Annotated in this window: 16 protein-coding genes; 6 read left to right on the forward strand and 10 right to left on the reverse strand. The window is 31.5% G+C overall.

Features of this window, described 5'->3' with window-relative positions; genetic code table 11:
* Window positions 1-236: 236 nt before the first annotated feature.
* Window positions 237-1,631 (reverse strand): hypothetical protein, encoded by a 1,395-nt coding sequence (locus tag V9L05_RS07215; RefSeq protein ID WP_338814950.1) that lies wholly within the window; start codon window positions 1,629-1,631, stop codon window positions 237-239.
* Window positions 1,632-1,811: 180 nt separating this feature from the next.
* On the reverse strand, window positions 1,812-3,068 hold the full coding sequence (locus V9L05_RS07220; RefSeq protein ID WP_338793871.1) for a chromate transporter: 1,257 nt from the start codon (window positions 3,066-3,068) through the stop codon (window positions 1,812-1,814).
* 165 nt (window positions 3,069-3,233) lie between these two features.
* Here V9L05_RS07220 and V9L05_RS07225 point away from each other — a divergent pair, with 165 nt between their 5' ends.
* Both V9L05_RS07225 and V9L05_RS07230 read left to right on the forward strand, forming a co-directional pair.
* Window positions 3,234-3,689: a PaaI family thioesterase gene (locus V9L05_RS07225; RefSeq protein ID WP_338814951.1), complete on the forward strand. Its 456-nt coding sequence runs from the start codon at window positions 3,234-3,236 to the stop codon at window positions 3,687-3,689.
* A gap of 230 nt (window positions 3,690-3,919) precedes the next feature.
* Entirely contained in the window at window positions 3,920-4,468 is a 549-nt protein-coding gene (locus V9L05_RS07230) for a Crp/Fnr family transcriptional regulator (RefSeq protein WP_338814952.1), read from the forward strand.
* Window positions 4,469-4,474: 6 nt separating this feature from the next.
* Here the strand turns inward: V9L05_RS07230 and V9L05_RS07235 are convergent, their stop codons facing one another.
* The 5 genes from V9L05_RS07235 to V9L05_RS07255 all read right to left on the reverse strand — a co-directional run bounded on the left by V9L05_RS07235 (window position 4,475) and on the right by V9L05_RS07255 (window position 14,315).
* On the reverse strand, window positions 4,475-5,113 hold the full coding sequence (locus V9L05_RS07235) for a DNA-3-methyladenine glycosylase (protein WP_338793868.1): 639 nt from the start codon (window positions 5,111-5,113) through the stop codon (window positions 4,475-4,477).
* Between the two features lie 300 nt (window positions 5,114-5,413).
* Window positions 5,414-10,420, reverse strand: a complete 5,007-nt coding sequence (locus V9L05_RS07240; protein WP_338814953.1) for a C25 family cysteine peptidase — start codon at window positions 10,418-10,420, stop codon at window positions 5,414-5,416.
* 90 nt (window positions 10,421-10,510) lie between these two features.
* Window positions 10,511-11,698: a hypothetical protein gene (locus V9L05_RS07245; RefSeq protein ID WP_338793866.1), complete on the reverse strand. Its 1,188-nt coding sequence runs from the start codon at window positions 11,696-11,698 to the stop codon at window positions 10,511-10,513.
* Window positions 11,699-11,941: 243 nt separating this feature from the next.
* Window positions 11,942-12,400, reverse strand: a complete 459-nt coding sequence (locus tag V9L05_RS07250) for a hypothetical protein (protein WP_338793865.1) — start codon at window positions 12,398-12,400, stop codon at window positions 11,942-11,944.
* 721 nt (window positions 12,401-13,121) lie between these two features.
* Complete coding sequence (locus V9L05_RS07255; protein WP_338812543.1) at window positions 13,122-14,315, reverse strand: ISL3 family transposase; 1,194 nt, start codon at window positions 14,313-14,315, stop codon at window positions 13,122-13,124.
* A 143-nt stretch (window positions 14,316-14,458) separates the two neighbouring features.
* Between V9L05_RS07255 and lysM the strand changes: the two genes are divergently transcribed.
* The gene (gene lysM, locus V9L05_RS07260; RefSeq protein WP_338814954.1) at window positions 14,459-14,950 is read left to right on the forward strand and encodes a peptidoglycan-binding protein LysM; all 492 of its coding nucleotides are present in this window, start codon (window positions 14,459-14,461) and stop codon (window positions 14,948-14,950) included.
* A 313-nt stretch (window positions 14,951-15,263) separates the two neighbouring features.
* Window positions 15,264-16,157 carry a lytic transglycosylase domain-containing protein gene (locus V9L05_RS07265; protein ID WP_338814955.1) on the forward strand — a complete coding sequence of 298 codons (894 nt, stop codon included), beginning with the start codon at window positions 15,264-15,266 and terminating at the stop codon, window positions 16,155-16,157.
* Window positions 16,158-16,219: 62 nt separating this feature from the next.
* Here the strand turns inward: V9L05_RS07265 and V9L05_RS07270 are convergent, their stop codons facing one another.
* Together V9L05_RS07270 and V9L05_RS07275 are read right to left on the reverse strand one after the other, a co-directional pair.
* Window positions 16,220-17,692, reverse strand: a complete 1,473-nt coding sequence (locus tag V9L05_RS07270) for a hypothetical protein (RefSeq protein ID WP_338814956.1) — start codon at window positions 17,690-17,692, stop codon at window positions 16,220-16,222.
* A 231-nt stretch (window positions 17,693-17,923) separates the two neighbouring features.
* Complete coding sequence (locus tag V9L05_RS07275; protein WP_338814957.1) at window positions 17,924-19,414, reverse strand: UvrD-helicase domain-containing protein; 1,491 nt, start codon at window positions 19,412-19,414, stop codon at window positions 17,924-17,926.
* Window positions 19,415-19,651: 237 nt separating this feature from the next.
* Between V9L05_RS07275 and V9L05_RS07280 the strand changes: the two genes are divergently transcribed.
* The gene (locus V9L05_RS07280) at window positions 19,652-20,404 is read left to right on the forward strand and encodes a hypothetical protein (RefSeq protein ID WP_338793858.1); all 753 of its coding nucleotides are present in this window, start codon (window positions 19,652-19,654) and stop codon (window positions 20,402-20,404) included.
* 141 nt (window positions 20,405-20,545) lie between these two features.
* On the opposite strand, the gene V9L05_RS07285 is transcribed toward V9L05_RS07280, so the two are convergent.
* Window positions 20,546-22,636 carry a hypothetical protein gene (locus tag V9L05_RS07285; RefSeq protein ID WP_338814958.1) on the reverse strand — a complete coding sequence of 697 codons (2,091 nt, stop codon included), beginning with the start codon at window positions 22,634-22,636 and terminating at the stop codon, window positions 20,546-20,548.
* A 775-nt stretch (window positions 22,637-23,411) separates the two neighbouring features.
* Between V9L05_RS07285 and V9L05_RS07290 the strand changes: the two genes are divergently transcribed.
* Window positions 23,412-25,463, forward strand: coding sequence for a DUF3857 domain-containing protein (locus V9L05_RS07290; RefSeq protein ID WP_338814959.1), 2,052 nt, complete (start codon window positions 23,412-23,414; stop codon window positions 25,461-25,463).
* The last annotated feature ends 110 nt before the right edge of the window (window positions 25,464-25,573 follow it).

The following is a 25,573-nucleotide window of genomic DNA, read 5'->3' on the forward strand; positions in this document are numbered from 1 at the left end:
AAATATATAAGTCAAATGAATGGCTCTCAAAGTAACTGATTTGCAAAACTGAAAAGCTAAGCAAAAATTTTTTAACAGTAACTTTATTTTTTAGGAATCATTCATCAAGAAAGTGAAAATTGAGCAGTATGTGGTTTGTTAGTCAGAAATGATTATTTTTAGCAAATCCTTATTTTTTAACTGTTCAGTTATGCTTTTATCATTTTAAGAAATAAGCACAATTCCTTTTTATTGGTTTAATAAGGCAAATGCTTTCTACTATTTTTCTTGTATCTAAAAATATGTAAATCTGAAAGAGCAACTTCTTTATTTTCTCTATCTGATTTTTTTATTTGAATGTAAAAGGTATGAAAATATTCTTCATTAATTTTATCTAATAGTTTTACAGCTCTTTCATTTCCATCATCAGCAATATAATTCCAAAAATGTTCTCCAAAAGGTGTTACCAAATGTTCATATATAGAAGTAGTATCAAAATGAGATAGAAAACAAGTGTTCTTTAGTTTTATAGCATTTATAACTGCATCTGCATCATCATAATTGATAATAGTTATTCCATTTACTTGAAATAACATTTTCTTTATCTTCCCTGTACTATCAAAATTTTCTTTTGAAGAATAATCTCCATTCAAAAAACCGATTCCCATAGGATATATAATTTTACTTTTTGTTTTTCCATTTTTGTCTTTTATGTAAGTCAAGACTTTAGGAAGTTTTATTTTTATCCAATCTCCTTCTTTCCCTTTCCAAACTGTGTTTGGATCATTATCAATCAAATATTCTGCATTTTCGGCTGATGAAGAAATTGATGTAATTGGAAAAAATTCATATTCTCTCTTCAAATTATTTGCAATTACTCTTCTTTGATTATTGTAAATAACAGCTAAATAAGAACATTTCTTGAGGTCAAAATTTTGAGTTTGAAAAGTATAAATTCCCTTTTCGTTTTTTAGATTTTCTAAACCTTCAATTTTTGGATTGCATTTATGTTGATATAAATCTGATAAATCCATTGTTACAGAAAAATCTTTTACAATCCCATCTGCCCAACTACTTGAAGGAAACAAGTCATAAACAAATTGCCTTTCAGAAGGCGTAGGAATAAATCCGAATCCATAATAATAATCACTAGCATAATTTCGGACAGCATATTTTATAGTTAAAGTTTGTGTCTTTTCTTTTTCAAAATCTAATTTTAGTGCATACCATTGTCTATCTACTTTGGAAGTGTACTTTTTATTATTTTCTTCGTTATATTTATTACTTTCATAGGCATCATTCACTCTCCAATAAGCATATTTTTTAGGTATATTATTAACCTCAACATCAAAATACAAAACACCTACATAAGGATTTACTGTGTACTCCGTTTCGTAAATATCCACAGGAAAACCATAATGGACAGACTGCGTATTTCCATTATTTTTCAAAAAATAAGTAACTTCAATAAACGTAGTATCACTTACTATTTTTATTCTCAAATCTTCTTTCAAAAGTGAAATATCAGCTTTTTGAAGTAAACGAATATTGCCCGTTTTTTTGAAATAATTTTCATCTACAACTCCTCCGTTTGCAAAAGCTAGAGAGAGAGTTTGGAAGAATAAAAGGAAAAGTAGGGTTAGATTTTTCATAGAAAAATAATTGATAGGTTCATTAAACTTTGATAGTAGTTCTGATTGTGTTTGAAACTATTGTGATAGTCTAACAGACTACTAACAAAGTTTTATACAAAAGAAAAACGCTATAAATAATTGAAAATTTCATTTGTACTCACCTCTCCATTGTTGATCTCCCCAACAACGACAAAAGAATCAAAAAATAAACCCAATTAAAAGTCCTATCAAAATCAAAAAAGGAGCAGGTATTTTTGTAAATTGAAGAATCAGAAAAGTAGTGAGCATAATACTAACATTAACAGGCGATTTTTCGATAGGTTCTAAAAGCAAAAAAGCTCCTGCAATTACTAAACCTGCACTTGCGCCATTTATTCCTTCTAAAGAAGCCTTTACAGGACGGTATTTTTTGAGTTGTTCCCAAAAACGAATAACAAAGAAAATCAAAAACATTCCAGGTAAAAAAACGGCTATTGAAGCTGTAAAACCTCCTAGTATTCCACCCAAAATTCCTCCGAAAGCTCCTCCAAAAGCACCACTAAAGAAAGTTCCAAAATAGCCAGAACTAGCTAAAAAAGAGGTTTGCAACCAAGAAAGACGCTTGTACATCGTCAGCGCACCTACAAAGGCAGCAAACGAAAACACAGGACCTGGCACAGCTTGTACAAGCGCATAACCAGACAAAAACTCATCGGCAGTCAAGAACTGTTTGAAAGTTACAAACTCAGTATAAAGCACAGGAATAAGAACCTGTCCACCTCCAAAAATAAGACTTCCATTTCTATAAAAATTTTCAAAAATAAGTAACAAAACGCCTTTTGTAGCATTTCCTAAAATAGCCACACCAATAAAAACACCTCCGTACAAAATCAAGAAACGCCACCGAATATCAAACTTTTGTTTTTCTTCTTTTTCTTCTTTATCAAATTTTATGGCTGTTACTAACCCACCAGCAATCAAAATCAGAGGAAAAACCCAAGGCGTTCGATAAAAATAAGAAGTTATTCCAGCCAAAATCATGAGTATGAAAGCAGTCTTTGTCTTGACCACCTTACGAGAAATTCGCAGCGCAGCAAAAGACACAAAACCAATTGCCATAGGTTGAATAAAACGAGTAAAATCTAATGAAATTTCTTGTTTTTGAATATAAGCCAGTCCAATGGCAGCAGTAGTCATCAGAATTGTTGCAGGCAAAATCCAAACTAAAAGTGTCCAAAAAGCAAGATATGTTCCTCCTCGTTTGTAGCCTACAGCCATCAGAGTTTGAGTAGAAGTAGGACCTGGCAAAATCTGACAAAGGGCATTTAGCTCAATGAGTTCGGCTTCTGTTAAATATCCTCGTTTGACTACCAAAATATCCAAAAACATAGCTATATGTGCTTGAGGACCTCCAAAAGCAGTTAGAGCAAGAAGTAAAATATCCTTCAAAAAAATATAATTACGTAATTTTTTCACGTTCAGCTACGTCTATAAAAAATAATCAATACTAATTTCTGACAAAAATACAGTTTTTGATTCGAATAAGAATGTTTTTGTCATTTTAGATAAGTTAAACTATAAAGCTAAAATAAAACGGTATTTTTGCAGTAAATACGAAAATTAAACTTAAAATATAAAATTATGAATCCAATTTTGGCGATGATAAAGTCGCAAGAAGGAAAAAAACTAGGAGCAATGAACCCACCTCTTTCTCAATGGCTTGACGGAAGACTTATTTCTGCAAACGAAGGAGAAATGGAAATGGAATATGAAGTACGTGAAGAAATGACAAACCCTGTAGGTATTTTACATGGTGGAATTCATTCGGCTATCATGGATGACCTTATCGGAATGTCTTGTTTTTCATTGGGTCTTCCACAGGTTTATTTGTCAGTAAATCTGACTGTTGATTTTTTAGGACAAGCAAAAATAGGTGATAAAGTAATTGCAAAAACTATTTTGGTCAGAAAAGGAAAAACAATGATAAACTTTTCAGCAGAAATTCATCATTCAGCAACAGGTCAGCTTATCAGTCGTGCTACTTCGAATATGGTAAATTCGGGTATGCAATCGGCTTGGGCAAAAGAGGAAGAGTAAAAGCAAACTTTAAAAACAACAGAATACAACCATTTTGAGATTGTTTCATTCTTATTTAGACACTTTAACTTTGTTAAGGGGCAAATTTGTTCAAAAGTGTCTGAGAGTTGGTTTTATTGATGAAATTTTGCCATAAACAAGTTTTTTAAAAAACCTTGTTGAGACTTCATCATCACTGCCCCTTGATACTCTTATCTTTAAACCCTCAACAAGTTGTTACATAATCATTTATGAATCCAATACAAATACTCAAAGCAGCAATAGATAGAAAAAATCCTGATTTATGGGACAAAGAGATTATTCTATCAAGAAATGAAATGCTTGTTCAGACAGGCAATATTGATAATTGGATTTATTATGTAGAAAGTGGTGCATTAAGAATTTGTGTAGAAAGTGAAAATGAAATCCATACTACTCGTTTTGCATATCGTGGTTCGCTTGTTACGGTTTTGGATTCTTTTTTTAGAAATGTTCCTACTATTTATTCTATTGAAGCAATCCGAAAATCAAAAGTGGTTCGGATAAATGCAACTGATTTTAAAGATTTCCTTTTATCAAGTACAGAATACACAAACCTTTGGCGTATGCTTTTAGAAGAACTTGTTTTACAACAATTGGAAAGAGAAGTTGATTTATTAAATAATTCCCCTATTGAACGTTATAAGCGTGTTTATGAACGAAGTCCACAACTTTTTCAAGAAATTCCTCATAAATATATTGCAGCTTATCTTCGAATGACTCCCGAAACATTTAGTCGTCTGCATTCAAATCATAAATAAAATCACTTACTTTGCAGGGCTTGTCCATTTATTGTTTTTGACACGAAAACGCCAAGGCAAATCTTTATCTTCTTGAGCATAATCAATATTGACACGAGCAGATGCAATAATTTCATTCTCTTCAATTATTTCTCTTCTATCTTCTATCCAAATACGATTTTCTGTCAAATCTTGTCCATAATCAAAAAGGTCAATTCCCATTGCAATAGAAAGAACTCCAGGTCCTGCTGTGAGGTTTCGTTTTAATTTGAGCTTTCCATCTTTATCTTTGATTTTCTCCATTTTTCTACGTTCTAACATCGTTTCGACTCCCTCAATAGGTTCAAGAGCACGAATCAAAACAGCATCAGCTTTTCCATACTCATTGGTTACAATATTGAAAAGTTTGTACATTCCATATACTAAATATACATACGCCACACCCCCTTCCTCAAACATAATTTTGGTGCGCTCTGTTTTCTTATTCAGATGTGCATGACAGGCTTTATCAATCGCACCACAATAAGCTTCTGTTTCTACTATTTTGCCAACTGTGATTTTATCATTTATATCAGTTACTAAATACTTTCCTAACAGCTCTCTAGCAATTTGAACAACATCAGAACGAGTATAAAATGATTTTGGGAGCTTTTTGGCTTGTAACATATCTTTAAAATAAATTAATTTTTTCTATTAGTCTATAAAATATTTAATGTAAACTCAGTCTTAGCAATTATCATATATTTTTACTTTACTCTATGCCAAAATTACTAAATAAAGGCTGTGGATAATCAGTAAACTCAAACTTAAGTGAGTTTGTTTGTTACATTTGTAATCATTAAAATACACAAAGAAGAAATCATTAAATAAAAACCTATTAAAAAGAAAAATCAGACAATCTAGAGACTGTCTGATTAATATATAATTTATCTAAATACCTTTAACGTTATTTCAGCACTAAAAAATTTATCTCATAATATATATTTTACCTATATTTTTCTTGAACAGATTATCTTTTGCTGTTTCTCTGTGTTCAAAATTAAGTTGATTATCACGAATATCTACTTTATAAAGATAGACGCCATTAGCAAGTTTATCACCATACTCATCTGTTCCGTCCCATGTAAAGTCAGTAACATTGTCTCCGATTCGGATTGCTCCTAGTTCGTCTTTTGTAATCGTTCTGACTATTTTTCCTGTAATAGTCATAATCTGAATACGAATATCATCAGGAACTTCTGCACCTGTTAGTGTAAATACAAAGTGCATTTTGGTAGAAAATGGATTTGGATATGGATAGAAATGAGTTAAAGTTGATTTATTAATTACCTCAAAATTAACTTTATAATCTTCTGCACCTGCTTTATTTCCACTTACATCTTGTGCTTCTACAGATAATGTATATTTTCCATCTTCCAAACGCTCAGGACGATATTCTAAACGGAAATTATTATCCTGTGAAGCAAAATACTGTACATTTTGTCCATCATAGTTCAACCTTACTCGTTCACAACTATCACATTTACTCAAATAAAGATTTATTCCAACAGTATCTTGTCGTACTAAAAACTTATTTTCATCACGAAGTTGGATAGAAATAAGAGGTGTCGGTGAAATTACGTCTCCATCCATAATTTTAATTCCATCAAAAGCAACATCTAAAACTGGGTTTACATTATCAGGTATTACAGTAAAATTAGCTTGCAAGATATTGTTTTCATAAAGCTGTTCGCCCTGTATTCTTGGATTTATAAATACGGTCAATAAATTATCTCCAAAATACTCTAATGAATAAAACTTTGCATCAAACAAAAGCTCTTCATTCCTAGCTAAAGAACTTAATGTGTCATAGGATTCTGTTGTAATTCCTGTTGTAGCATTTCTGACAGTATAACGAACAACCAAAGGACTTACAAAGTCATTGCCTGAAATATTACGAAAACGGAAACGAATATCTACCGAATCGCCAGCCGAAACTTGAAGATTTGTATTTTGACGATAAGAAAGTGTATCATACAATAAAATTCCCTCAGGAACTTCTCTATAAATAACTTGCCAACGATCTAGTTGTGGAGAAGTTTGATCTATTGAATCACTAAGAGTTGCACGTAATCTCAAATATGGATATTGATTAGCATTTATCTGACTAAGTTGAAAATTATCTTGAGTTACATCTTGAGCAAGAATACTTTGAGAACCTGTGAAGTTTTCTCCTAATACATCTATTTTCCATTTGTCATTTCCACTTGCACGTACTTTTCTAAACATATTTCCCCAGTCAGCAGCAGGACCAATTAATGATGATGTTACAATTCCTTTATCTGAAATACCTGAAATTGTGAATGTTTCATTGATTACATCGTTACGAGTTTTTAGATTTACAATCATTGCACTCCCTGCTGGCGCACCTTTTCTACCTACTATTATGAATGCAGACCCATCTGGCAATGCTCTCAATGTAGCATTTTGTTCAGCAGAAAGACCTAATTCTACAAGACGATTTAATTGTGAGCCTGTTCTACTAACTGTTACAGAGTTCATCATGATTACATAACTTCCCTCTCTAAGATTATTAAAATAATCATTGAGTTCATTGGTCTGAAAGAAGATAGGAGGAATTCCTGTTGCTGCTAGTGAAGCTCCACAAGCTTCGTTAGGATATGGATTGTATATCGTTCCTGTACGTTGGTCTATTGCAAGTGCAATTAATCTATTACTATAACAATCTCCATTTACTAATTCGACACCATTCATTTTGATATAATAATTTCCTGCTTGTGAAGAAAACCTTCCTGCTGCTTGTATTTCGAAATTGAGTTCATAAGGTTTAAACTCCCATTTGCGAGTCTGTTCTGTATAAGTAACTCCTTCAAAAGTAGCTTTTTCAAATTGAGCCACATGGCTTTGAGACCACCCAGCAGGGCTATTATTAATGTAAATAAAAGATGAAGTTGCCCATTCAGGATTATCATCTCCTTGTGGCTCTGCATAACGAACACGCCAATAATAAACTGTACTATCTCTCAAAGCAGGTAGACTTACATTCCATTCAGTTGTGATATAGTCTTGTAATACAATCGATTTTTTCACGCTACTATTGAACAAATGTGTTGTGTCAAGCTCGTATTCATAGCTTCTTACGTCTGTAAATGGATTATTATTTTGAGCAATCAGCGTAGGAGAAGTCGTATTTACGATGCTATACTCTTTTGGCGCAAGTGTAATCATTGTTCCACGTTGCATAAAATACTCAAAAGAAGCTGAGTTATTTGTTTCGTCGGATTCATCAATTTCCTCAAAGTAATCTAAAAAAACTTCAAATTTATTTAGACCAATTGATTTTGCTTTCACATCTTCTCCTATAAAAATATCATAATAGAGTGTATCTTCACTAGCAATAGAAGGATAATCTTTAACAGCATAAAAATCTGCTGTTCCATCAGGAAATGTCCTTCTGACACGAACAGTTATTCTTTTATTATTAAAATCCATAATTCCTAAATTCTTAGCAGCAATTTTGACTCTAAACTTATCGCTGTTTGCATTGACAAATGTTTCGTTCTCTGAAGGTACAAGGCTTACACGAGAATTGTCTATCATATAATCTGGCTTAGTGATAGGAATAAGACGAACTGCTGGATCACCATGTAGTGTAATTTGTTGTGCTGCTGCTCGTGCAATTTCGTTTTGAACTCCATTTCTTGCCATATAAGTACGTAGCATTTTTTGCATCACTTCTCCTATGGGAAGATTTAGATTTTCTTTTTCTGTAAAAGCCTCTTCATAAAAAGTTTGTGTATAAAGGCGAAGTTGTCCACTAAACCCTAATTCTCCATGAGAAAGAAAAAGAATTGCTCCTTTATCAGCTGTAAGTGTCCAGTCTTCAGCTAAAGATGGTTGAGCACCATAAGGGTTTCCTGTTCCACAACCATTGACTAGTAACATTGGATAACGTCCTTTATTGGCATATCCTAAACGAGGATCACTTGCTTTTCCTACTTCTATATCTGTAAAGTTTACACCTGCATGTCCGAAAAAAGTAATTAGAGAAAGTCCTTCATTAACTTCATCAGAAATATCAATAAATTCTACAAAATCAGTGGTTTTCTTGGAAAGTGTTGTTACTTCTGCCCCCAAGTATTGCCCTTCTGCTATACTTTCAAAACCTTCTACATATCTTTTAAAACTAGCATGTTCAGAAGGAGAATATCCTCCACTAAGATGAAGAAGTTTTTTTCTCCAACTTTGATCACCTTCAATAGTTTCGTGTTCTTTTACCTTATTGAGATAGTCTATTACCTGTTTTGGAGTGATAGCAGAAAGGCGAGCTGTAGCTAGTGCAGGCTCTAAACTAGCATTTCTGAGTCCTGCTGTAAGCATATGATCAGAACCTGGAAAGCCATAAGGCAAAATACTATTGCTATTAGGGTTGGTAATGAGTATTCCTGTACTTTTTCCTAAGATAAATAAAAATTTAGGGTCTCCATTTGTCAGCATATAATTTGCAAAACGACGAATAGAAAGAGGGCTTGTTTCACCATAAGAAAATATATTATAAAGCTGATCTATTTCTACAATAAGAGGTGTATAACTTCCTCCCTCTTGACTAGCACGATAATCTGCGTACGCTTGTGCAGCGTCAGGATACTCTCCAAAACCTTCTCTTAAATTTTTGGCAGTAAGAATAATATAATCTGCATCAAATGCAGTAATAGGTCTAAAATTAGCTCTTGATATTGAAGCTAAAGAAACAGATTTGGCAGTTGAAACAGCATAAATAGTTCGTCTTGTTCCTGTATTAGGAACAATCATTGTTCTTTTATCTTCTACACTATCTGCTTGAATCTCTATTACATTTTGAGGATTAGTAATATCAAAAAAGCGAACTGATGAAGTAGGATTTTCTATTTCAAGATATGATTTACCTTGTAGGTTGGCTTGTAAATTAAATCTTTTGGCATTTTCTCCATTCATGCGAGTGGCTTGTGGATACTTTGTCCAACCTTCACAATAACTTATTCTACCTCTTCCTGTCAAGTTATATAAATCTTCTGTAATAGTTGTTATTGAACCATCTTGAAAAACACCCAAAGAATCAGGTACTGACTCTGAACGCTCTACTACTTGATAATTTTCAAATTCAACCTCATCGATTACCCTTCTAATTGAATTCATATTATAAACTAGTCGTACTTTATTAGGCTGATTGATACGTCCGACTATTCTTATGCCCACTTCTGCTTCTACCAAACTATCTCCCACATAATCTACAACAGGTAGTACATCAATACGACGAGGATTATTCAGACCATTTGTAAGCATTATACTTGCAAAGCCTTTTCCCTCTTCCCAATCACTCACTAAACACCCTCTCCCATCAGTCGAAAGAAAACTTAGTGGGTAAAGAGGTCCAAAAGTATAATGAGTTGCGAGTGACTTTTGAGTTTCTTGAATATGAAAACGTTCAGCTTCTAAGCCTTGTGTATTTTGTTCATAATACTTTTGAGTACGTAATCCTTGTTCTGAAACACTTTTTGTATAAGTAAGAAAATAAACAGACGTATTTCCATATAAAGAAAATTCAGGCGTAGGTCGTCCATTCGGATCGGGGTAGAGAAGTTTATCATGTTCGCTATCTCTTTTTTTTCCATAAAACTCTACATAATCTAACGAATCCAAACGTCCATCAATCTCACCTTCTACTTTTATTGGAATCTCTTTTCCGTGATAATACATTTGAAGACGACTAGGGTTTAGAGAAACGGGAATTCCTGCATCTACTAATTCTTGAAAGTTAATTCTGTATATACCATCTTCATTGACAGTAATTTTATAATATACTTTATCATAATCTATCCAATCCATATACTGACTAAAATCAGATGGAGGAAAATAAAGTTGTGCATTTGCTTTATTAGAAAAGGAAAATAGTATTCCCAATACAAATAAAAATGAATATATATGTTTGTTCATAGCTATGAATGAATATTTTGTAAACCTTAAATTTATTTTCGTTGTGATATTTCTTTACTTGCTAATACTATAAATTAAAATACCTATAATTTACTGTCCTTTTTTACTAGATGTTTTCAAGGAATTTATTTGTTGTTGATTAAACATAAAACGAAGTGAAAAAACATGTGAATAAGGAACAACAGATTGGTCAAAAGCATTTGTAATTGCATAATCAATTACAAACTGTTTAACTACAATCCCTACGCCAAAGTTAGGTTGATATGTCCAAGATTTACTACGGTCAAAATCTGTAACTTGCTGAAAGTTACCTATTCCACCACGCAAATAAACTGTATTTTTGTAATCTAGCTCTACTCCAAAGGTGGGTGCAACAGAGGCAAAATCTCCTTTAATGACTGTATTTCTTTTTCCATCAAAAGTAGTTTCTAATCCTAAACTTCCCATAGCTCCAAATTGTTGATTTTTAGTGCGCCAAGGATAAGAAACTCCTAGTGTAACACGTGGAAGAGTTACTTCTAATGAGTTTGTCGGAATTTCATTTCCAGTTCTAGAAAACGTTTCTCTAACAGCATCACTATTGAAAGAATAGGCATTATATGTTCCTGTAATATCACGTCCCATAATTCCGATTTGCCAATTTTTTATTTGTGTTTGCATTCCTATATCAATTCCAAAGCCCCAAGAAGTAGCAAAAATCCCAGCCGAGCGATGTACTACTTTTGCATTTGCACCCAAATAAATAGGATATTTTTTTTCTGCTCTATATTCTTTTTCTTCTGTTGCCTCTCTTTCTTTTATTTTCAAACTCATAGCCCGAGCATAGGAAAACATAAAAGCATAAGAAGCCTCTGCAAATGAACCTACATTATTATAATCTACATTTCCATTTTCATCTATCAAAAAACGTGTATCAGGAATATCATCAATACCAAAACGAATAACTGAAAAAGCAATTCTGTTGGTAGAATCAATCGCAGCCGAAAAGCCTGCATAATCATAGTTGGCAATTCCTCCAAAATAAGAAACATGCATGAGAGAGAGTTCGTACTGTTCTCTTGAGCGTAAAAGCCCTGCTGGATTCCAATATGCAGCTGTTACATCATCTGTGAAAGACACAGGGGTTCCTGACATAGCAAGTCCTCTTGCCCCTACCCCAATAGCTAAAAACTCATTACTATACTTAGGAGCATTTTGAGCTGATGATGATGAAAAAAATACTAGTGCAATCAGAAGAGAGCCAAATAACTTTATATACAGAGTAGAAATAGAATTCATTAATTAATTAAAAAAATGGAATGATAATAAAAGACACGAATAGCTTTATAACTAGTTAGTTATTAAGGTAAATACCTTATATACAAAGATACACAAATCATTAAATTTTATTTTCAATGGAAAGAATTAATAACTTATTTAACAATTTAATTTTTTTGTGCACAACTTATTTTAAATAGCAAAAGGCTTTCCAATACGAATAGTAGAAAGCCTTTTTTTGTATAAAAATAGAACAAAGTAGGATTAATCCCATTCTTTGTCTGAAAATTCTTCTTTCGCTTTACCTTTTGCATCAAACCATTCTGGTAAGCCATACGCATATCCTTTTTTACCAGGTACGTTGTAACTCTGAATACGGTCTTTGAGTTTGTAAAGTGCCGCAGACAATGCTCTATCTACTTGTATTGCACTACGATCACCAATACGGTCATCTTCAAAAGCTAAATCACGCATTTCATATTTGAATAAAAGCTCATTTTTTTCTTGTAATTTGTCTAGGATAAACTTCTCCCATTGGATACGTCCACGACGCATTCCTCTATCACCACTACCACTAAGGCTACTGTGTCTTTCTTCTCCTTTCAGACGTGCAAGCACAGCACGAATATCCTCTGATTCTTTGGTAATTGCAGCCAAACGACGCTCATAACGAGCAGTAATTTCTGCAAGTTGTTGTTCACTAAAATTGACAGATCTTGTCATAACGGTAAAAAATTTGTGTGAAAATCAAGTTATTTTGGGTAAAAAAGCAAAAATTTTTCTCTTACTAAAAAATAACTGGGAATATTTAATAGAGACATTTGTATTCAATTTTAAATTCAAATTAAATATTTCTTTTTTTGCCTGTGAAGACACTTTATAATTCTATTTTTGTTTTTTTAATTTCGATAGTTTGATAAAAATATAAGGGGTATTTTCTCTCTTTTTAGAAATTAATCAACTAATTAAAGCAATATCATTTTTTATGTTTTATATAAAAATGATATTCAAGAATATAATATATAAAATGACTTTGTTGTATGGCAAAAATAACAAAGTTTTTCTAATAACAACAGATTTTGTAAAATTTTTTTAAGATTTTTGATTTTTATTTTATTTTCATTAAATACAACCTAGCTTTTATACTTTAGCTATACATACATCTATTCTTTTATATTTTAATAGTTTTGTGAAACCAAAATAGAAAAATCGCCTTTTATTTTAAATTTTCTATAACAAAACTCCTGTTTTTCTAAAGTGCTTTAGCTGACAAGAACATATTTATTTACCTTATTTAATGATAGATAGAATATCTTGCCTCTAAATTAGAAGTGAATAGAAAAATCTGTCTATTTTAATATACTAATTCAGGAAAAAAGAGATTTTGAAAATTTATTCATAAGCAGTTTTATAAAACTTTTGGTTGTCTGACAATTTTTGTGTTTTAGTTTGAAATAGCTAATGCTCTCCATCTTAGATGCTCAAAGTTAGGCATTCCGAATGCGACTCTTCTTATACTTCTAATTAGATTATTTAATCCCTCTGTTACAGCATTTGATAATGAATTTTTGACATAATTGGCTACATATTCCATTGTACTATTTAAAGTATTTGTAAACGATTTAAAGATGTTTTTCAGCTCCTCATTCATACTTCCTACCCATTCCTCTATTTTTTGTAGTACTATTTCTATTTTTTGGTTATTATCAAGAATATGATGAAACTGTTCTCTTTTCCAATAGACTTCTTTTAACAAGGGACAATCTTCAAAACAAAGTTGTAAGTTAATTAATTCCTTGTCTGATAAGTTATGATATTGTTTATATAAAATCCACTTTAAACGGCGATAATTTAGGTTATCAGTTTCTGACTTTCTGAGCAGTTTACGAAATTTATCAACACAACTATTGAGTAAGTTAGTCACATGAAATCTATCTAAAACGATAGTTGCACTAGGAAAACAGTGTTGAGCTACACTAATATAACCTCTCCAATAATCACAAGAAACATCTGTAATTTGCTCACAGAAGGAACTACCTAACGACTCAAAATGAGCAATCAAATCTTCTTTTTTGCGACTTTTTAGTATATCTACTAGTGTTCCTCTATCTAAATCTGTTAAAACACATAGATAATCTTTCTTACCTTTTCTATGGCTTTGTTCATCAATTCCTAAACGTTTTACTTGAGCATAACGTTGGGCTAAATCAACTCGTTCTTTACAAAGAGACAAAACTGTACGCTCAACCGTTTTAGGATGAACATTTAAAATGACTGCACTTTCTGAATAGCTTTGTTTCCGAGCCACCATAAACATAAAATCTTCTTGACGATGAGTATGAGATTTATTCGCATCTGCAAAATCAAGTGACTCAGTAAAATAACTAGTACAGGTTTTACAGTAAAATTGACGTATTTTTATGGATAAATAAACCTCTCTTGAAATTAAATTTAAATCACGAACAATGCGTTTATAACTCTGATGAACTTGAGAACTAACTTGACCACAAGTAGGACAAATACAAGAACTCGTTGATAATTTACAAGAAATAGTAACTTTGTCTTTTGTCAATTCAACAGCTTCTACTTTTACAGAAGACAAATTGAGTAAGTGTTCATATAATTCTAAATTTTCCATTGCTAAATATAAATACTTTTTGTGTTTCCACAAAAATTGTCAGACAACCAAACTTTTTCTTATATTTTAGCTTTATTGTAATGGGATTTAACAATTCTATTTTTTAACCTTATTTTTTCAAGATTTAATTTTTATTTTTCATTATGGGATTATTTTCATTTATTAAAGAAGCAGGAGCAAAAGTATTTGGCAAAAAAGAGGAAAAAAGACAAGCTCCAGACCCTCAAATTGCAAAGCACATAGAAGAAGAACAAAAAGTAGAAAAGTCTAAATTAGAGTCTTTACGAGATCAAGTAGTAGCTCTCAATATTCCTATCGAAAACATGAATCTTTCTTTTGGACAATCTGTGACTGTAACAGGAAAAACACAAACAAATGCAGAGCGTGAAAAAATTATTTTAGCTATCGGAAATGTAGAAGGAGTTTCTATTGTAGAAGATAAAATCGAAGTTGTACAAGCAGAGCAAGAAGCTCAATTTTATACTGTCAAAAAAGGGGATAGCCTATCCAAAATTGCAGGAGAGTTTTATGATAATGTAAAAGCATATCCTATAATTTTTGAAGCAAATCAACCAATGCTTAAAGACCCTAGTTTGATTTATCCAGGTCAAGTATTGCGTATTCCTGCACAATAATTTTTGAAGTTTTTTTCATTAAAAAAGTTAGTAGTATAATTACAAAAAATATTTAAAGTACAAAACTAATATTTTGTTGATATCAAAAAGATACTATTATAATACAGGTTGATTTAAAAGGTCAGCCTGTTTTATTTTATAAAATTATCAGTATAGATTGATTCTTGTGTTTTAATAATACCTCGTCTTATATTTAGAAACTTTAATACTAAACTAAAAATAAAAGTGTTCCAAAAACACTATTTAAGTCATTTTTCTCTTATATTTATCTTACTAAATTTCTATATAGCTCACTCATTTATACTATTCTACTTTGAAAACTACTTATTTTACTTTATTGATCATAATTGCTATAATTTTCACTTCTTCTTCTTCTTGTGTTGCTCAACAAGTTAGCGATATTCAAACTGTTGTGCCTATCAAAATACCCGATACAGTTATGTTTGCAGGTGAAAGAATTCCTTTAGAAGACGAAGACATAAAAGAACGATTAGATAGAGAACTTATTTCTATTGTATACGGACATGCTTATACGATGCTTTTATTGAAGCGTTCGGGTAAGTGGCGCAAACCGTTGGAAGACAGCCTTACAAAATACGGAATTCATAAAGATTTTTTCTATTTAGCAATTGCAGAAAGTAGCCTTGAACCAATGATAAAATCGAATAGAGATGCTTTAGGAACATGGCAGTTTTTGGAAGAAACAGGAAAGCAGTTTGGACTAATTGTAAATGATAATATCGATGAAAGGCAAGACCCATTGAAATCTTGTGTAGCAGCAACCAAATATTTTAATCAAGCCTACAAAAAATTTGGAACATGGGCAGCCGTTGCAGCTTCGTATAATAGAGGAATGGCAGGTTTAGAAAAAGCAATGGATAATCAGGGAACACGAAATTATTACGATTTATTCCTCAATGCAGAAACCTCTCGTTATGTACTTCGAATTGCAGCCTTAAAAATGGTCTTAGAAAATCCTAAAAAATATGGTTATTGTATAGAAGAGTATGAATATTATGATACTTTTGAGTTTGATGAAATAAAAATTACAGAGAATATTGAGAGCGTTCCAGAATGGGCAAAAAAACATGGAATGACTTACAAAGAATTTCGTTTGTACAATCCTGCCATTGCAATTAATGACAATGAATATAATTTTGTAGTTCCTAAAGGGGGTTATGTCTTTCGTGTGAAGAAGAAAAAATAGTTCTTAACCTTATCAATATAGGTTTATAGAATATTGATAAAAGGAATTATACTCTCAACTTTCTAATCTGTAATTTTCCACCTACTCTCCCCTCTTTCTGTATGTGCAACTATTTCGTTGCTTTCCAAATCAAAATAGGCATTGTTTAGAAATGGTTGATGTTCATTTGTTCGTAGAGATTTGATTACTACTTTACTTCTAGTATCATACAAATGAAGTATTTTATCTTCGCTTTGAGTTAGGAAATATCTTCCATCATCACTCAAAATTACTTTTTCATTTTCTTTAAAGTGGAATGTAGAAAACTCATTTACCTGTCTTGCTCCTCGTGTATCTAAAGTATAATAATAAATCTTATTTCCTTTACTGTTTACAGAAATAGATTCATATCTAAACATTTTTTCATCTATTTTTTCCTTTTCATCATCATTTAGTTTTTCAAATTCCCTCAAAAATAATTCTCCATAAACAAAAACTGCTTGCGACATTTTTGCACCTTGAAAAGTATTGAGAAGTTTTCCTATTTTACTATCTTGTTCCTTTATTTCATCAACTCTTTTAAATTCTTCCTTATCTAGGTTTTTATGAGTTGATTCTATAAGCCATTTTGGTTGTTTATCATTTTTTAATCCTTTTTCTCGTAAACTTCTAAGCTCCACAAGTCCACTTTCATAACTCAAAAGAAGCTCTGTTTTTTGTAAATTCTCTACCCAAAAATAGAGTTTTTCATCTTTATTTATAAACTCTTCCCACTCTTTTGGATATTCTTTCAAAATGGAATTTGATAGTTCTGTTTCTAAATCTTCTTTGTTTATAAATGACGTTGGAGGCTCAGCTTGTGCTTGTGTGATAAGAGAAAGCTGTTTTGTCGGATAATCTGAATTGGGTTTATACTTTACAGCTTTTTTATACCAATATTTTGCATCTTTATAATTCTGTATTTTGAAAAAACGATCTGCTTCTTCCAAAGCTAATAAATACTCATTTTCAAGTTGCTCTAAAAGATGCAAAGCTTCTGTATTACTTGGGTTTATGTTTAGAGCTTTTATATAAAAACTTTCAGCTTTTGTGTAATCTTGTACCTTATAATATTCTTTTCCATTATTTATATAGTGCTTTTCTGTAATTGTAATTCCCTGAACACTCATTGATTTTGCTGGCGAAGTAAGTGCATTGATTGCCATTCCCATCATTCCAAAAACACTACCCAAAACAAAAATAGCTATCAAAACTCCTCCAGAATGTTTTTTGTAAAAGGCTACTTTTTTCCTTTTCTCAATTTTCTTTCTGTCTAACGAAAGCGCACGCAAAGCAGGCACTTTTTTGAGAGTCTGAGACTGATGACAGTGTGAACGACCAATATATTCCCAAGAATCTACCATAAAAGCCGACTTACAGACACTACAAAACACTACTTCATCACCTTCTTCTATAATCTCATGGGTGATAGAATCTTGTCTTTTTTGAGCAAGAAAATGAGCATGTTTGTTTTTATCTATAAAATGAGAATAAATTTTTGACGTAGATTTTTTCATAATGGGGATATTTTTTCAATTCCTTTTCTACTAGCTCTGATTAAAACACTAACTTTAATATCTTAATTAGGTTATAGACAAAGAGTTAATAAAAACAAAACGTAGTAAATTAGGTACGATTTAATACAACTATCTGTTTCAGTTTTATTGAAAATAATGATAGTATAATGAAATAATACTTTAAAAAGTTCTAAGCTAAATTACTCTTGCAGTTTCTAATAAATATTACTCTCAAATCTTCCTAACTTCTTCTCTAGCTCGTGTCAGCGCAACATAAAGAATATTTATTTCTTCATTAATGGCTTGTTTTCTAGCTTCCGAAATTGGCTTTCCTGCTTTTGTTTGTATCGCTTTCAAGATTTGTTTTTCACTTACAAAATCATTTTGAAGATAAACATTATCCCATTCTAACCCTTTTCCTTTATGTGCTGTCGTGAAAGTAATGTCAGCCTTGTGAGATTCTGTAATTCGGTTTTGAAGTCGTTCTAAAAGATTTGGAAGTTCATTTCCATATTTTTTGACAAGCTCTACTAATCTTTTTAGTGAACGGTCTTGAGAAGCTGCTGCTGTTTCCTCAATCTGTTTCCAATCATGCCAAAAGGCTTTTTTTCGATTCGCTTTGTTATTCAGATTTACTAATTGAGAAATAGAAGAACCATCATCTAATTGAAGATATTGTTCAAAATTTCCTTCAAAGGCTACTGAACTTACCTTTTTAGATTCAAAGAGCCATTCTATTGCTGTCTGAATAAGTCCTAGATGCGTTCTTGCGATGACTGCATGAGTTCTCTTCTGATTATTTGTTTCTTGATTTGATAAAACAGAACGAGGAATCATTTCAAAGTCATTACTATTAAAATCTGGAAAGATGTGTTTTTTCCATGCTACAACTTCCTTTGCATAATCAGTTACAGCAACAGGACAACGAAAACTTTTTTGTAAATTTAATTTTGGAAAATCTGTATTTGAAAGCGAATTAATAGCACTTCTCCATCCATAAATCTGTTGATGTTCATCGCCTACAATCAGTTTTGTAGCTTCTTGATTCATGAAAATATCTAGCATAACAGGCGAAGCGTCTTGTCCTTCATCGAACAAAATCCAATCAAAGGAAAGTTTAGGGTTTGAAAGTTGATATTTTTTGAGATAAAAATCGTGTGTAATCGGAATTTTGGTATCACTCATTTTATCAAAAAGCCATTTTACTTGTTTTTCTAATTGGTCATAATTTTTCTGAGCATAAGAAAGTCCTTTTCGTGGTGTGAGCTTTTCAGTATAATCAAATGCTGAAATTGTTTTGTGCGTACTCTGACAAAAGGTATCAAAAAAATCTTTGGTATGACGAGCCAAAAGATAGCTATTTGTAGTGTCAGTATCTGATAAATGAAAATAATTTTTGATAGAAGAAAGTGATAAATCCAAAATCAAAGGCGATGTTTTTTTCTTAAAAAGACTTCTATACGCCAACGAATGCGCTGTCTCTACCCAAAGTGTCGGAATATGATTTTGATTATTTAGTCGTAATTTTCTTAAAATCTCTTCTTTTATAGCTCTATTAAAAGCTAGATACAACATAAAGCCTTCACCTTCTCGTTTTTTGGCATATTCTAAAAGAGCTGTAGTTTTTCCAGAACCAGCCACAGCTTCGACTTTCAAATCACCTTCTGATTCGATGATTGATTCTTGTTGAGAAGTAAAATTGGAATTGATTTCTAAAGGCATTTATCTAACAAATAATCTATTAGCTATTAATTTTATTCTAAATTAAAGTAGTTTGTTTTATAAATCAAATTTTATTGAAGCTAAAAATTGATTCTAAAAAAATATTTCAAAAGATAACAAAAGCGATTTTTTTTCATAAATTGAAAGATAAAGAAACTTTTCTAAAAATAATGGCGTTTAGAAATTCATATAACAAATATCCAATTTATTTATCAAAAAATTAAACACACACAACTTATGTCAAACAAATTACACGAGCTTTTAGCTGTCGAACAAGAAAGAAAAAATAAAGCCAATCAAGCAATTGGTGAAGCAAAAAAGACTTTTACTAAAAATGACCCTTATTTTGATGGAATGGTAAAACACTATGTTTCTTTAGAAGAAAACTCTGATGAAATTCCTGACGAAACAAAGGAAATGGTAACGACAGTTAAGAAAAAATTGGAGGAGGCAATGGAACTTATCATTGCAGGAATTGATGCTAATATTTCGAAAGAAGAAACCAATTCTGCTGATGTTGCCAAAGCTGAACTAACAATTGGAAACAAAAAATTTGGTACATTTTCGGCTACTTCGCTTTTGGCATTGGAAAGCAATATTAACCGTTTGAAAGATTTGTATAATGCTATTCCTACACTAGATCAAACTCGTAAGTGGGAATTTGATACCAAAACAAATGTTTATCGCACACCAGAAGAAGTAAAATTTCGTACTGTTAAGCGTCCAAAGGTTATTGTGAAATATGAAGCTACAAAAGAACACCCAGCACAAACTGAACTTTTGAATCTTGATTTTCAAGTAGGTAAATACGAAACAGTTTATATCTCAGGAAAAGTTACTTCCTCTCAAAAAAACGATATGATTGCACGTATTGATGAGCTTTTAGAAGCTGTTAAAATTGCTCGTTCGAAGGCAAATAATGCAGAAGTAAAGAATACAAAAGTAGGAAAAGATATTTTTGAATTTATCCACAAAGGAATTTTGAAATAATTTCCTAGATATTAAAAATAATAAAAGGTTTTGAAAACATTATTTTTCAAAACCTTTTTTAATTCTAAATTTGTCAAACACAAAAAAAAGAAATTAAATTAGTTTTACTTCTGACTTCTAAAATCTGACTTCAGACTTGATTTATCTTCCTTCGTTACCTTTATGAAAATAAATGACATCAGGTTTTTCTATATCAAAATCTTCAATCCTTAGTCGTGGGACATTATCAATAACAGTTTGAAGATAATAAGGTGCATCATTAAAACCTGTATAGACACCAAAACGTATTTGAAGAGTACGAAAGGAAAAACGTTCATTATACATTCTAAATCCAACATTATAACCCTGAAAAATAGGACTTTGCGACACAGAACCTCCAAAAGTAGCAACACCAATATCTGCCCGAAGAAAAAATGCCCACTGAAAATCTAAAAATCGCCAAGGCGTAAAAAAAACACTTTCTGTTCCAATGAACCCTACTTCTGTTCCTTTTAATTGGTCATCGCTTATTCCCCAAATGCCTTCACTACTATTGATGTCATTAAACTCTCTCTCAAATCTATTAAATCCTTTAGTATAACGTCCCCTAACAAATTGCCTTAAACGCCACCTTCCCAAACACAATAAAGGGGTAAAGTAAGTAAATTTTGATTCAAATATGCCTTGTTCCAATTCTTTTTCAGTAGTCATATAAGAACCTAAAGCCAAAGAAGCTCGCACATAACCTATTTTTTTAGTCCTTATACCTTTGCTAAGTTCTAAACTTGTATAATATCTTGTTTCAAGGTCTGTATTTGACTTTCCAAAGGTAAGAACGGCACGTCTACCAATAGGAATATCTTCTGTTCTTCCAAAACCATAAATCATATAATCTCTTTCATATTTACGAGTAGAAAGTCCGACACTCAAAAGCAGTTGAGTTTGATTTTGATACAAAAGATTAGTGTCTGCACTTATTTCTGGTCTGTCTGTATAATAATAATTTGTAAAACGAGCAGCTGTGATAATTGATGTTCTTCCTCCATTATTTATTTTTTTATTTTTGATGGGAAAAGAATAAGCTCCCCAACCATCAGTAAGTAAATAACTATAAAAAAAAGTAGGTGTAATTGTGTCATTTTCAGATAAAGGAAGAGCTAACCAACGTCTATAACCAACTTCTAGACCACCTGCCCAACGCATATCAGGTGAAAGAAAACGACGTTCTAAAGCTGCATTATAACTTTTTCGCTCATAAGTATTCCAATATTCAGCACTCAAAACTGAAAATGAATTTCCCAAATAAGCAGATTCAAATTTTGCTCGGTGTCCAAAAGGTTGTTGAGAATCTGGCGAATACATCAATTCTCCTTCTACATTGTGTCCAAAACCTAATAAATTTCGCTCTTGTAACTGAATCCAACCACTATTTATTCCTGATGCACCTGCACTTGGAACAAGCGACCAAATATCGTGAGTAATTACTTCAATATCAACGGTATCACTTACTGTTCCATCTACTCGTAGCCTTTCTTTTACATAAATACGAGCATCTCCAATAGCTCTTAATTGCCTCAAAACTCGCTCTGTATCTTTTATCAAATCAGGATTCAATTCTTCTCCCTCTTTGAAAAACAAATAACGTCTTTTTACTACACTACTTTGTGTTTTGATATGAATTGTATTTGCAGCTCTTTCTAACCAATTTCTTGTTTCGTGTAAAGTATCAGTTGCTTTTGCTCCAAAAACATCTAAAGTAAGAACATCAATTTTTCCTATTATTTTTCCTTCTTGTGCCTTCCAATCTGGATAATGCAGAACATCAGCAGGAGGGCAAAAACTAGGTTCTTTCTTTGAGCTTATAATCCAACTAACTACTTCTTTTGTCCATTTTCTCTTGGCTGCCCAATATCTAATTTTATCCGTAGTGGTGGTATCATTTGTTTCTTTATAATAATTATCAACTATTCTCTCAATGCTATCTTGTGTAATTGTAACAGAATAAGAAGGTGTATAAGGAGCTTTTTGAGCTTTACTTTTTTGGCAAAAAAACAAACAGGAAAGTACAGTAAAACAGCCTATTCCTATATTTTTATTAAAAAAAACATTACAAATAGAATTTAAAAAGTACCTAAAAGAAGCAATACAACTGAAAAAAAGAGAATTTAGTAAATCTAAATCTAGTCTAAAAAATGAAATTCTGTTTTCCTCTAAGTTGCTGTTAGATTGGTCAGAAACCAGTTGCTTATTCATAAACTTGGGAATAATAAGCGAATTATAATACACAACTCAAAAAATGGAGGAATGTAGTTTATCAAAAACTACGTAACTCTGTCTTTATAATCAACGTCATTTATGAGGTGAATGTTTTTTTTCAACATGTTTTTGTTGAAAAAATAGTATTGGGTTTATCAAAAATAGCAGACAAATAAATTCATTATCCAATTAAAGTATTCTCATTTCTACTTCAGAAATTTGCTATTAAATTATAAAAAACAATCTTTCACGTGAAAAAGTCAAGCTATCATTATTTTCAGGAGTTTATTCTAATAATTTCTAGATTATATGATTTTTGTTTTCTATAATTCTTATTTTAGGATAAAAACATCTTATAAACCTACTAGCGTAAAAAAAAGCCCTTTATAGTTTGCAATACGGAATTTTGCCTAACTTTATTGGCTGTTTCTGCGTTATACTTAACAAATAAGCCATTTTTTCAGAAAAATTAGAAAACTGTTATGTTGATTCTATTTTTTTAACTAAAAAACACTGCGTTTTTAGTAGAAAACACACATCAAACTCTATTTTTTATTCTTTCGCTTATTTGCAGTTTACAAACTTTAGGGTTAGTTTTTGCAGTTATTAGACTGGGTAGTTAGTTGATTAGCAGATTTTTAGCTTCTTTTTTAGAATTTTATTTTCAACAACTGTTCTTCAAGACAAGTGATAATTTAAATAGTGTTTTCAAACATTATTTTATATTTCACAATCAAATAAGTCACAGATATTTCCTTTCCTATATATTTTTATGAATAAATACTTACGGTTCTTTTTTCTCTTCTCTTCTCTATTCTTGATTACAACTTTTTCGGTTTATGTAGAAGCTCAAGAAGTAGCGACTGAATTTTCTGAAAATGAAAATAATGAAATCTTTCCTTATACAGAACCTTTCCAACTTCTTAATTATGATTGGGATATTTCTCCTAGTGCTGCAAAGGCAAGTACAGAGAAGAATAACGAACCAACTACTTTTGAAAAATATCATTATGGTTTAGAGTATTTTTATGATGAAAAAGGTGATTTTAAAATGTGGGAACTGACACATCATATCATAAAAATCAATTCAGAGAATGCACTAAAGCAATATAATAAAGTATTTGTTTCTCTTCAAGAAGGCGAAAAATTGGTAAGTTTGAAAGCTAGAAGTATTCAAACTGATGGAAAGACAATAGAAATAGACCTTTCTCAGATTCGTAAAATAGAAGAAAATGGCTTTTTTACTTCTTCTACTCGTTTTCCTATTGAGGGAGCGCAAGTAGGAAGCAATATTGAATATTTTTATGTAATAGAGCGTTCGGCATCTCTTTCTGGACATTATATGTATCCTGCTAATGTAGTCTTGAAAAATGTGAGCTTCGAACTTATTACTCCTGCAAATATTCTTTTTACAAGCAAAAGTTATAACGGACTTCCACAAGCAAAACAACAGAGTGATGCAATGGGAAGAAATTTACTTTCTATATCAACTGATAAAATAAATACAGTTTCTTCAAAATCTATTTTAGGAGAAGGAAATTTGATGCGTTTGCACTATCGTTTTTCACATGTTTTGGCTGATGAAAAATATGCAGATAATAGTTGGGAAACTATTGCAAACCAACTTGCTTCAGTAGTTTATCCATTGAGTTTGAAAGATGAAAACAGACGAATTAATTCTATTTTAGAAGAATTAAATGCTCAAAAAACGTCTTTACTTCCACAGGAACAAAAAATAAAAGCAATTGAAGATTATATCAAAAATCATATTCGTATAGATGAAAATGTTAGCCACGATTCGTATTCTCTTTTGGCTTCTTTAGAAAATGGAATGAGTGATAGTTATGGTGTTTTGCGTTTGTTTGGAGCTTTTTTTCAAAATGCAGGAATAGACCATCGTTTGGTAGGAACTTCTGATAAAAAATATTTTGCCTTTGATGAGAATTTTCCTTCGTGGGATTTTATCCACGCTTATTTGTTCTATTTCCCTTCTATGAAAAGCTATTTGATGCCTACTGAAATTAGTTATCGTTATGGATATATTCCGTATTCGCTCATTAATAACAAAGGTATTTTTGTAAAGCCACCTGTAATTTTGGGAGAAGATATTATTGCCTATTCAGATATTCGTACTATCAATTTTAATCCTTCTCAAAGCCATACTAATACATACTATAAAGTGAGTTTTGAAGACGAATTAAATACTACAAAAATTAATTTAAAGAGAGAACTCACTGGATATTCTGCCATAGATTACCACGCTTATTACTATTTATCTGATGAGCCTGAAAAAGCTGTTGCTAGTCGTTTTGATATTCGTGCAGGAGAACACGCTATTCCAGAACGTGTAGATATTACAACTATAGAAAATAATTATTATGATACTGAAACAGTTCGTATGGATTTGTTTAAAGTAGAAGGAAAAATATCTTCAAATACACTTGTAGAACAAGCCAACGAAACCTACTTATTCAAATTAGGAAGTCTTTTAGATGCACATCCAAAATCATATTTACAAAAAGGAAATGTAGAAAAAGGTTACCCAGAAGAATTCAAAACTATCATTGAAATAGAAATTCCAGAAGGCTATTATATTAGAAATTTCGAATCCCTCAAAAAGCAGGTTTGGAATGCAGAAATGGGACAGATGCTTATGCACTTCAAAACAGAAGCAAATATCAAAAATGGGACTTTGACAGTAGAAATAACAGAATTTTATAGAGATGCAATACAAACAAAAGAGCAATTAGCAGCCTTCGAACGTATTAACTCTGCATCAGTAAATTTTAGCAATGCTGTTGTGATGCTTCAAAAAATGAAATAAAATAAAAACAGGAAAACATACAGGTAAACTCCCCTTTTAATTTTATTATAAAACTTATAAAACCATCCTATGAGATTCATTTTTCATAGGATTTTTCTTTGTTTTAGTTC

Source organism: Bernardetia sp. Wsw4-3y2 (assembly GCF_037126295.1).
In the GTDB taxonomy this organism is placed as follows: Bacteria; Bacteroidota; Bacteroidia; order Cytophagales; family Bernardetiaceae; genus Bernardetia.

What these genes read in the sequence shown, in the direction of transcription:
- V9L05_RS07240 (WP_338814953.1), bottom strand. Translation starts at nt 10,420, where the DNA reads ATGAACAAACATATATATTCATTTTTATTTGTATTGGGAATACTATTT.
- V9L05_RS07235 (WP_338793868.1), bottom strand. Translation starts at nt 5,113, where the DNA reads ATGTTACAAGCCAAAAAGCTCCCAAAATCATTTTATACTCGTTCTGAT.
- V9L05_RS07250 (WP_338793865.1), bottom strand. Translation starts at nt 12,400, where the DNA reads ATGACAAGATCTGTCAATTTTAGTGAACAACAACTTGCAGAAATTACT.
- lysM (WP_338814954.1), top strand. Translation starts at nt 14,459, where the DNA reads ATGGGATTATTTTCATTTATTAAAGAAGCAGGAGCAAAAGTATTTGGC.
- V9L05_RS07255 (WP_338812543.1), bottom strand. Translation starts at nt 14,315, where the DNA reads ATGGAAAATTTAGAATTATATGAACACTTACTCAATTTGTCTTCTGTA.
- V9L05_RS07215 (WP_338814950.1), bottom strand. Translation starts at nt 1,631, where the DNA reads ATGAAAAATCTAACCCTACTTTTCCTTTTATTCTTCCAAACTCTCTCT.
- V9L05_RS07280 (WP_338793858.1), top strand. Translation starts at nt 19,652, where the DNA reads ATGTCAAACAAATTACACGAGCTTTTAGCTGTCGAACAAGAAAGAAAA.
- V9L05_RS07245 (WP_338793866.1), bottom strand. Translation starts at nt 11,698, where the DNA reads ATGAATTCTATTTCTACTCTGTATATAAAGTTATTTGGCTCTCTTCTG.
- V9L05_RS07230 (WP_338814952.1), top strand. Translation starts at nt 3,920, where the DNA reads ATGAATCCAATACAAATACTCAAAGCAGCAATAGATAGAAAAAATCCT.
- V9L05_RS07270 (WP_338814956.1), bottom strand. Translation starts at nt 17,692, where the DNA reads ATGAAAAAATCTACGTCAAAAATTTATTCTCATTTTATAGATAAAAAC.
- V9L05_RS07285 (WP_338814958.1), bottom strand. Translation starts at nt 22,636, where the DNA reads ATGAATAAGCAACTGGTTTCTGACCAATCTAACAGCAACTTAGAGGAA.
- V9L05_RS07225 (WP_338814951.1), top strand. Translation starts at nt 3,234, where the DNA reads ATGAATCCAATTTTGGCGATGATAAAGTCGCAAGAAGGAAAAAAACTA.
- V9L05_RS07275 (WP_338814957.1), bottom strand. Translation starts at nt 19,414, where the DNA reads ATGCCTTTAGAAATCAATTCCAATTTTACTTCTCAACAAGAATCAATC.
- V9L05_RS07290 (WP_338814959.1), top strand. Translation starts at nt 23,412, where the DNA reads ATGAATAAATACTTACGGTTCTTTTTTCTCTTCTCTTCTCTATTCTTG.